Raw genomic sequence first — 9,161 nt, forward strand, 5'->3', positions numbered from 1 at the left:
ACTCATCAATGATTTACGCACGGCACTCCCCCATCCTTTACCGTGCCAGTCTAGTAGACACGAACTCAGAGGAGTAACCCTGTCATGAAATCCTTTTCACCACGACTGCGTATGGGAGATAATGGGGGTATGGACACGCTGTGGCAGATCTATCCCCTTGGAGCTACCGGGGCGCCAATTCGGGACTGGACAGATCCGGGAACTGACGAACATCGCCTCCGCAGGTTGGAGCCTTGGCTTGATCATGCGGCGGGAATCTCCGACATGCTTCTTCTGGGTCCAATCTTCACCTCGGCTACCCACGGCTACGACACTCTTGATCACTTCACTCTGGATCCGCGCCTGGGAACGGACGATGACTTCGACAACCTCGTAGGTGCCGCCGGCGAACGCGGCCTCGGCATCATCCTCGATGGCGTCTTTAACCACGTTGCTGACGGTCATGCCCTTTCTGATCGCGTTGCCCGGAACGAGGACGGTTCGCCCCGCGTCTTTGAGGGGCACGGCAGTCTCCTCGAGCTCGACCACGCGGATCCCGCCGTTATCGACTACATCATCCGTGTTCTCAGCCATTGGCTAGATCGGGGCGCCATGGGTTGGCGCATGGATGCGGCCTACCGGATTGAACCGGCCGTGTGGGAACAGATCCTCCCTGTGGTACGAAAACAGCATCCCGAAGCCTGGTTCCTCGGGGAAGTCATCCACGGCGACTACACCTCATTCACCGGCAAGAACCGTCTCGATTCCGTCACCCAGTACGAACTCTGGAAGGCGATCTGGTCCAGCCTGTTGGACGAGAACTTTTACGAACTCGAATGGTCACTCCAACGCCATGACGAGTTCCTTGAGTCATTCTCACCCAATACTTTTATCGGCAACCACGACGTCGAAAGAATCGCGTCAACGGTTGGCAGATCCAAGGCGGTCGCAGCCGCAGTCATCCTCTTTACCACCCCGGGAATCCCTTCCATCTACTACGGGGATGAGCTTGGCTGGAAGGCAACGAAGGGCGAGGGATTCGAAGCGGATGATCCGTTGCGCCCCGAGCTTCCGCCCACGCCTGCCGATGCAATCGACGATGAGTCCCGCCTCATCCTCGACATTTACCGCTGGGGAGCTAATTTCCGCCGGGAGCATCCCTGGCTGAAGACGGCCCGCACCGACAAGCTGCACCTCACCAACACTTCGTTCACGTACGTCACCCACGGCTCGGGGCAGGAAATCACCGTGGTCCTTGACCTGGCGGAAAAGAACGCGCGGGTCGAGAAAGACGGCCGGATCATCTGGACCCTCCCCCACATCGACGATTGATCCGATAGTGCACCCACACTTAGAGTTCGGTTATTTCTTTGCCGTCAGGTAGGTGAGGACTGCACGAACCCTGCGGTTCTCTTCCCCCACCTGCAAACCCAGCTTGAGGAACACGGATGCCACATACTTCGATACGGCTCCTGCGGATAGGAATAGTTGGGATGAGATCTGGCTGTTGGACAGGCCCTCTGCCATGAGAGCCAGCACTTCCCGTTCCCTGTCGGTCAGGCTATCGAGAGGCCCCGACCGGGCCCGTGCCAGCTGGCTGGCAACCTCGGGGTCGATCACAATGCCACCCGAAGACACGACACTCAGCGAACGCAGAAAGTCCCCGACCTTCGCAACCCTGTCCTTGAGCAGATACCCGAAGCCACCTCCTGCACCGGTGAGGAACCGCGAGGCATAGGCCGGTGCCACGTACTGGGAGAGAATCATGATCCCCAGATCCGGATATTCTTCCCGGATCTCCGCCGCAGCATCAAGACCATCGGTTCCCATCCCGGGTGGCATGCGAACATCGGCGATAACAACATCGATTTCTTGCCCGGATCCCAGCGCTTTTTTCACGGCACGAACAAGGCTCGGAGCATCGTCAACAGCCTCGATGATTTCGTGTCCCTGGCGTTCGACAAGTCCGACGAGCCCCTCGCGGAGCAGTGCGGAATCGTCCGCGACAACTATTTTCACAGGTACCCCGATTCTCCAACATTCAATAGCAGTGGCATGGTGGCACGCAGCTCTGTGGGACCACCCTCGGGGCTGGATAGCTCAAGGGTTCCCCCGAAGGCAGCTAGCCGTTCCTTCATTCCAGACAGTCCCCGACCGGGGGTAATAACAGCCCCGCCCTGCCCCATATCCGTCACCGTAATGTGCAGGCTTTCGTCCGCGATAAGGAGAATAGCGGCGGGGCCACCATACTTTGCCGCATTGGTCAGAGCTTCGGATACGAAAAAGTATCCGGAGGCCGTGATTCCCTGCGGCAGGGAAGGTAGCGGGTGCGGGCACCGCACCTCCACCTGATCAAAGCGCCTTGCCAGGTCCCGGACTGCCGCTTCTAATCCCATATCTGTCAGCACCTGGGGATGGATACCATGAACCGTTTCCCTTAGTGCTTTGATCGCGAGCGCAGCATCGTCTTGAGCTGCGGAAATAAGTCTGCCTTCAACCGTGTTTGGGTCGAGGCTCAGGGAGGCTTCTCCCATTTTCATGTTTGCGGCCACCAGGTATTGCTGGGCTCCGTCGTGCAGGTCGCGTTCGATCCTGCGCCGTTCAATCTCGAATGCTCCCACAATTTCCCGGCGGGAGCGGCGTAGCTCTGCCAGGTTCTCCGCATAGTTCCCAGGCATGATCTCCCCACCATCGGCTTGACGGGTTCTGGTGAGCTGTAGGCCGAGGATGAGAATGACGGTGAAGGCCGTAAGGACGACCGCCCGGGGTCCCTCAAGCTGGAATTGTGCGGCAACGATACCGAGAACGGCAAGGCCGATGACCACGTTGAGGGCTCTGGGGGACATGGCTCTATCCTAGTGGGGTCAGGCCGAGGTGAGCAGTAGAGCTAGGTCCACCCATGGTTGGAACTGAGCTGGATGTTTAAAGCTGTCCGAAGAGGGTGGAATGGGAACCATGAAGAACACATTGAACGCAACCCACCTCGTGAAGACGTACGGGTCAGTCCGGGCCCTTGCCGATGTCTCGATCACTGTCGAGGGTGGCGAGTCTGTCGCCATCATGGGCCCCTCCGGTTCCGGTAAGTCCACCCTTCTCCACACCCTGTCGGGGATTCTCCGCCCCGATTCGGGCACCGTTCGCCTCGGCCCCGTCGATGTGACGAGCCTGTCGGATAAGGAACGGTCGACCCTGCGTCGCGAGCGCTTCGGCTTTGTTTTCCAGGATGGTCAGCTCGTTGATGAGCTCACTGCACGCGAGAACGTTGCATTCCCGCTTCTGCTGAGCGGCTGGAAGCGGAGCCGGGCGATGCGAGAGGCTGATCAGTGGCTGAGCCGCCTCGGCCTGAACGACATGGGTGGGCGTAAGCCGGGCGAGATGTCGGGCGGTCAGGCCCAGCGCGTTGCTATTGCACGTTCCCTCGTTCACAGCCCCGCTGTTGTCTTTGCCGACGAACCGACGGGTGCTCTTGATCAGGCTACCGGCCACGAGGTCATGCAGATTCTCACCACCGTGTGCCAGATGTCCAAGGCGACGCTCATTGTTGTCACGCACGACATGGAGGTGGCGAAGTGGTGTAACCGTCTCGTGGAGATCCGGGACGCCCTGATCCACGATGATCGCAAGCTTGGGGTAGGCCAGGCATGATCGGTATCTCTTCACGCCTCGCATGGTCGAGGATCACCACAAACCGGTCCGGCCTCGATGCTCTCGCGATCATCGCCTTTGCCGTTACAACGCTTCTAGCTTTGACGGTTGCTGGCGGCACCAGCATGTTCGTGGAGAGGCAGGCAAACCCACCGGAGTCTCTCACGGCGATTGCCGCGGCCTCCCCCTATCAGCCGTACGCCCCCGACATCGCGTCCCTTTACGTTTCCCTCGCAGTCATTGCCTGCGCGATTCTTGTCGTCCCGATCCTCAGCCTCGGTGCCGGTGCGGCACGGCTCGGCGCCTCCGGCAGGGCCAAGCGCCTCGCATCGCTCCGCCTGATCGGCATGACCGGCGGCGAGGTTGTCCTCATGTCGGTCATCGAGTCCCTCGTTCTCACAATCGCGGGAGCAGTCTTTGGTAGCTTCCTGTTCGCACTGAGCCTGCCGATCTGGAACTTCGTGTCCTTCCATGGCGAGTACCTGAGCCCCGCGGAAATGGTCGGACCCTGGTGGGTCAATCTTGCCGTTCTTGGAGTCATCCTTCTGCTGTCCGCAATCTCCACCGTGATCGGACTGCAGCGGGTTGTCATCAGCCCCCTCGGTGTTGCGAAGCGAGAAACCCCGAAGGCCCTGCAGTTCTGGCGAGTCATCGTCTTCTTCGCTGCCATCGTTATCTTCTTTGTTGGCACACAGAGCTTCAACGTCATTGACTCTCAGCTCATCGGCTTCTTCTTTGTCGGCATCCTTCTCATGATTGTTCTCTTTGCGGTGAACCTCATTGGCCCCTGGATAATTCAGATGGTGGCTAGGCCGTTCACGAAGACCTCCAATCCAGCATCGCTCCTGGCTTCCCGTCGGCTTATCGCACAGCCAAGGGACGCATGGCGGAACGTTGGTGGGCTTGCCTTCATCGGCTTTATCTCGGCTTTCACGATCACCATGCCGCAGGTTCCGGACGACCCGATTTTCAACCTTCAGCTCCGCGACGTTGGTACGGGCACCACGCTCACGATGCTCATCGGCCTGCTTGTTGCCGCCACATCGACACTGATCAACCAGGCTGCCTTTACCGTGGACCGGGCCGAGCAAACCGTGGCCCTCACCCGCATGGGAACCCCGCGTAAGGTCTTCGCGGGAGCCCGCTACCGCCAGGTGCTCCTGCCCTTGATTACGACCCTCGGGGTCTCCATCCCCCTCGGTATCCTCATCATGCGCACGATTCTGCTTGGCACGCCCGAGCTTGCCACCGAGTCAAGCAACGGGGTCACGCTCGCAATCGTCATCGTCCTCGGTATCGTCCTCTGCACGGCAGCGGCGGGAGCCTCCCGCCCCATCGAGTCAAAGATCCTCACCTCCGACTACCGAAGAAACGACTAAATCAACCGAGCACGCCATGTCATGAGCAGGGTCCGCACCGCAACCCTGGCCGCGTTGGCAGCTGGACACTAAAGATCTCTGGCAGGAACTTGGGAGTCATACCTGGCTCCTGCCAGAGGTCTATGTTTCGCCTTACCCCTGCGTGTTGAGCGAGCCAGGGTTCCCGACCGCCAGGGCTGACACGGTATTCACCTATTACCCAACCCAGACCGCTACCTCTGCGGTCAGGAGCCGTTCGCCTTCTTCGCGTAGAACCTGCCGAGGGTCTCTTCCTTCAGCTCCGCAAAGGTCCCGTTGTCGATAGAGTCTCGGATCGAGTCGACAAGCTTCACCGTGTAATACTCGTTGTGGATTGTAGCGAGGGTGTTGGCGATCATTTCTTTCGCCTTGAACGTGTGGTGCAGGTAGGCCTTCGTGTAATGCGTGCATGTGTAGCAGTCGCAACCCTCAACGAGCGGGCTGAAGTTCCTCTTAAATTCAGCTCTCGTGATGTTGAACCTGCCGTCGGGTGAGTAGATCGCAGCGTTGCGGGCCACGCGGGATGGGTTCACGCAGTCGAAGGTATCGGCACCCGCCTCGATCGCGGCAAACAGGTCGTCGGGCTCGGAGATTCCGAGGAGGTGGCGGGCCTTGTTCTCGGGAAGCTCTTCGCTCACCCATTCGACAATCGTTCCGAGATTTTCCTTCTCGAGGGCACCACCAATACCGAACCCATCGAAGGATTGACCATCAACTTCCATGGACCCCAGGTCCCGAGCCGCCTTCCGGCGAAGGTCCTCGTACTGAGCGCCCTGGATAACTCCAAAGAGCTGCTGGTAGGGCTTGTCGGCACGGGCGATCGTCAGCTGCTTGTGCGCAACGAGACAACGCTCCGCCCACAGTCTTGTCCGTTCAAGCGCTTCTTCCTGATATTCACGGGAGTTCAGCAACGTCGTAAGCTCGTCAAAGGCAAAGATGATGTCGGCACCGAGCTCGTGCTGGATCCTCATCGATACCTCGGACGTGAAACGTAGTTTCGTGCCGTCGAGATGGGAACGGAACGTCACACCGTCGTCATCAATGTGTGCGCGGCGGATCTTGTTCTCGGCTACCTCAAGATCCGAGCCATCGCGGCCCTTCTTACCCGTGCCGGCGAATTGTTCTGAGAGAACTTTCTTGTAGCCGGTTCCAAGGCTCATAACCTGGAATCCGCCCGAATCCGTATAGGTGGGGCCATCCCAGTTCATGAACTTCCCAAGCCCACCGGCCTCGTCGACAATGTCGGACCCAGGCTGGAGAAACAGGTGATAAGCATTGGCGAGAACCGCCTGCGCACCGATGTCTTTGATCGATTCCGGCAATACAGCTTTTACCGTTGCTTTTGTTCCCACGGGAATGAAAGCAGGGGTACGAATATCGCCGTGAGGGGTGTGGATCGTGCCCGTTCTCCCCTGGACTCCGTCGAGCCGCGAACCAACTGTGAACGTCACTGGATCTCCTCGTAGGCAGGTTCGTTTTTCTTCACCCAGGCTACAACCCGGTAGGTGATAGGCAGGAGCAGGAACTCAACAGCAACCTTGTAAACGTAGCCAACAATCATGAGGTTGAAGATCGTCGAGGCCGGCATGACACCAGCCCAGGCAACGAGGCAGAAGATCGCAGTGTCTGCCGCTTCACCGACAACCGTTGAGCCCAGCAGGCGCACCCACAGATTCTTCTCACCGTACTTCTGCTTAAGTTTCACCAGCACCCAAGAGTTCAGAAGCTGACCAACAACATAACCGGCAACCGAAGCAAGAACGATTCTGGGAACAAAGCCAAGAACCGCCTCAAAAGCTGCCTGGTTCTCGTAGTCAGCTGCCGGTGGCGCGATTTGCACCAGGTAGAACACGGCGGAAGCAATGATCGAAACAACGAGACCAAGGATGATGGCCTTCCGTGCCGGCTTAAAGCCGTACACCTCGGAGATCACGTCCCCCAGTACGTAAGTCAGCGGGAAGAGGATCGCTCCCCCATCGAAGATCAGTTCTCCACCAAACAGGTTGAGCTCGATGAGCTTGGTGGCTCCGATATTGGACAGGAGCAGGAAGGATACGAAAAGAACAACGATCGTGTCGTAGTGGCCGCGGCGGACCGGTGCAAAACGGGCAGACATTCAGACCTCGGGTACAGATAATGAAGGGTACTGATTCGGCGCTGCCACCACCGGAATCACGCATGATGCGTTGAGCGGATCGCTCCGCTCAGGCATAAGTGTAGCGAAAAAGAACAAGAATCAAGGGCGGGTCCGCTCTCGCCTGAATGATCTTCCCTGGTTGCGCACGTAGCTCCCGGACTAAGCACCTTGAATACCGGCACCTCGCTGAGCGGGAGTCCTCGCTTAGGGCGCGGTCGTGGAACACGTGCATTACAGGGTGGAGGTGGTGGAGAACTCCTCTCTTCTACTCTCGGGCATCCCCGCTCTGACCGTCACGACCAAAGCGTGAAACTACCGGCAAAATTCGAGTCCGTTCGGTTCCAGTTTCGCGGATCTGAACATCACGGAAAGCATCGAAAACGAAGGCTCGGGTAAACTTTGACTCGAGCTGTTCAGCCTCAAGTAGCTTCGCCATCACTTACTCGAAACGCATCGACTTATAGCTCCACAGTGACTCTTCAGCATCTCTGTCGATTGAAGTTTGGTTCAGAGAATTCTCGATGCCGTCCTTGTCGTTCCTCGAGGCAGGTGACGCATCAATCACAAGGGTAGTCCCAGCGCGGACCTTGAAAGGCGCAGAGTCTGCTTCCCAGGCTCTTGTCTGATCTTCATTTTCTCTGATGTGCTGGCAACCCGACAGAAGTCGGACTCGACCTAGGACCGTAGCATCGCTTGTCTCGGGAACTCAGCCACTGGCGGGGCTATTTTCCGCAAGTGTGAGTCCTGGCTTTTAGCCTTATCCAAATCTGGACAACGGTGACATCAATCACCCACCGGATCAAAAGTACTCCACCACTCCATCGCGCATTTGCTCAAGAGAGTGAACTCCCGGTCTCGGCCGCGAACTGCTGCTCCTGCCAGTCAGCGTAAGAGCTGCCGGCCGTTGATGCCAGGCTGGTTGTGAGTCAGTGCTCATGATTTGGAAGGTCGGTTCAAGATGACGATTGCGCCTGGTTTAACTGTTGAAGAAGTCCGCGATTTTGTGTACGAGTATGAACGCCAGCCCCATGGCAGCAAGCGTGCTTGGCTGGCAGTACAAGGCGTGAGCTGGGGCCGGTTCCGTAGGTGGCGCAACACGGTGTATGACGGGAGTGTGGACCGGGGACTGATTCCACGACAGGGTAGTGTTATGACAAGTCCCTCCCAATGACGCCATAGCGCGAAAAAGAATGCCATGCAGGAAGCTGAAAATGAGTGGCTCCGTGCACGTGTACAAGAGCTGGAAGCAACGAACGAGGCTTTGGGAAAAGCTATCGGGCTCTTGCATCAGTTGAGCGAGCAAGAGCCCGGACCATCACAGACGAACGAGCCGAGCAGTTCCTCATAGGCGAGAACGCGCTGGTGGTAGAGTTAACCCAGGTGACGGGTTCACAGCGAAAGGCTCTGGTATTGGCCGGGGTGGCACGCTCGACGTGGCAGTATCGCCACCATCCGCGGCCCAAGGTTAATGACCCGATCCCCCACTATGAACGGGACTCCCCAACACGGGTCAGTGCTCATGACCGGGAACGGATCGAGGAGTTCATACTCGCCGGCTGGGCCCGTGATGAATCAGTGGAACACTCATTTGCAGCGGCATGGGATTAGGGCGTGATGCTCGCTTCTGTGCGGACCTGGTAGCGGATCGGGGCAGAGTTAGAGCAGAGCCTACGCCCCAAGATCCCCACCAAGCGTGGCCGGGGTGGACCACGACAGGTGCCCGTCGTCTCAGCGACCAGGCCCGGCCAGGCATGGTCCTGGGATATCACCGATCTGCTTACCCCGTGGCGCTCGGTTGTACTCAAGGCCTACAAGATCACCGATATTTACTCGCGTGAGATCGTTGGCTACCGGGTCGAGGAACGTGAAGCCGACCATCTTGCCGTTGACATGTTTAAGACCGCGATCGCCCAGCACGGGGCACCCGAAGTCGTGCATGCGGACTCCGGGGGCTTGTCAAGTGAATTGTGTGTGGGTTTTATTTATGGGTAGTGCGGGATTCG

The 9,161-nt window shown here is 58.3% G+C and carries 8 protein-coding genes; 4 read left to right on the forward strand and 4 right to left on the reverse strand.

The annotated features are described in order from the left end of the window. Window positions 1-84 precede the first annotated feature (84 nt). Window positions 85-1,311 (forward strand): alpha-amylase family glycosyl hydrolase, encoded by a 1,227-nt coding sequence (locus ACTHUY_RS11750; protein ID WP_441675821.1) that lies wholly within the window; start codon window positions 85-87, stop codon window positions 1,309-1,311. Between the two features lie 30 nt (window positions 1,312-1,341). On the opposite strand, the gene ACTHUY_RS11755 is transcribed toward ACTHUY_RS11750, so the two are convergent. Next, the gene (locus ACTHUY_RS11755; protein ID WP_441675822.1) at window positions 1,342-1,998 is read right to left on the reverse strand and encodes a response regulator transcription factor; all 657 of its coding nucleotides are present in this window, start codon (window positions 1,996-1,998) and stop codon (window positions 1,342-1,344) included. Then, the gene (locus ACTHUY_RS11760) at window positions 1,995-2,825 is read right to left on the reverse strand and encodes a sensor histidine kinase (protein WP_441655607.1); all 831 of its coding nucleotides are present in this window, start codon (window positions 2,823-2,825) and stop codon (window positions 1,995-1,997) included. Before ACTHUY_RS11760 ends, ACTHUY_RS11755 begins: the two co-directional genes overlap by 4 nt. A 100-nt stretch (window positions 2,826-2,925) precedes the next feature. Here ACTHUY_RS11760 and ACTHUY_RS11765 point away from each other — a divergent pair, with 100 nt between their 5' ends. Both ACTHUY_RS11765 and ACTHUY_RS11770 read left to right on the forward strand, forming a co-directional pair. After that, complete coding sequence (locus ACTHUY_RS11765; protein WP_126704401.1) at window positions 2,926-3,624, forward strand: ABC transporter ATP-binding protein; 699 nt, start codon at window positions 2,926-2,928, stop codon at window positions 3,622-3,624. Next, complete coding sequence (locus ACTHUY_RS11770) at window positions 3,621-5,003, forward strand: hypothetical protein (RefSeq protein WP_441655606.1); 1,383 nt, start codon at window positions 3,621-3,623, stop codon at window positions 5,001-5,003. The genes ACTHUY_RS11765 and ACTHUY_RS11770 overlap by 4 nt, the downstream gene beginning before the upstream one ends. A 224-nt stretch (window positions 5,004-5,227) precedes the next feature. On the opposite strand, the gene tgt is transcribed toward ACTHUY_RS11770, so the two are convergent. Continuing rightward, a complete protein-coding gene (tgt, locus tag ACTHUY_RS11775) occupies window positions 5,228-6,472 on the reverse strand; it encodes a tRNA guanosine(34) transglycosylase Tgt (protein WP_441678976.1) in 1,245 nt (414 codons plus the stop codon). Continuing rightward, a complete protein-coding gene (locus ACTHUY_RS11780) occupies window positions 6,469-7,137 on the reverse strand; it encodes a queuosine precursor transporter (protein ID WP_441655604.1) in 669 nt (222 codons plus the stop codon). The genes tgt and ACTHUY_RS11780 overlap by 4 nt, the downstream gene beginning before the upstream one ends. Before the next feature lie 1,737 nt (window positions 7,138-8,874). Here ACTHUY_RS11780 and ACTHUY_RS11785 point away from each other — a divergent pair. Then, on the forward strand, window positions 8,875-9,150 hold the full coding sequence (locus tag ACTHUY_RS11785) for a DDE-type integrase/transposase/recombinase (RefSeq protein WP_441678978.1): 276 nt from the start codon (window positions 8,875-8,877) through the stop codon (window positions 9,148-9,150). Window positions 9,151-9,161 lie beyond the last annotated feature (11 nt).

It is taken from the genome of Flaviflexus sp. (assembly GCF_052087705.1).
In the GTDB taxonomy this organism is placed as follows: Bacteria; Actinomycetota; Actinomycetes; order Actinomycetales; family Actinomycetaceae; genus Flaviflexus; species Flaviflexus ciconiae.

Coding starts and splice junctions, on each gene's coding strand:
- ACTHUY_RS11750 (WP_441675821.1), top strand. CDS start 85: ATGAAATCCTTTTCACCACGACTGCGTATGGGAGATAATGGGGGTATG.
- ACTHUY_RS11760 (WP_441655607.1), bottom strand. CDS start 2,825: ATGTCCCCCAGAGCCCTCAACGTGGTCATCGGCCTTGCCGTTCTCGGT.
- ACTHUY_RS11765 (WP_126704401.1), top strand. CDS start 2,926: ATGGGAACCATGAAGAACACATTGAACGCAACCCACCTCGTGAAGACG.
- ACTHUY_RS11770 (WP_441655606.1), top strand. CDS start 3,621: ATGATCGGTATCTCTTCACGCCTCGCATGGTCGAGGATCACCACAAAC.
- ACTHUY_RS11780 (WP_441655604.1), bottom strand. CDS start 7,137: ATGTCTGCCCGTTTTGCACCGGTCCGCCGCGGCCACTACGACACGATC.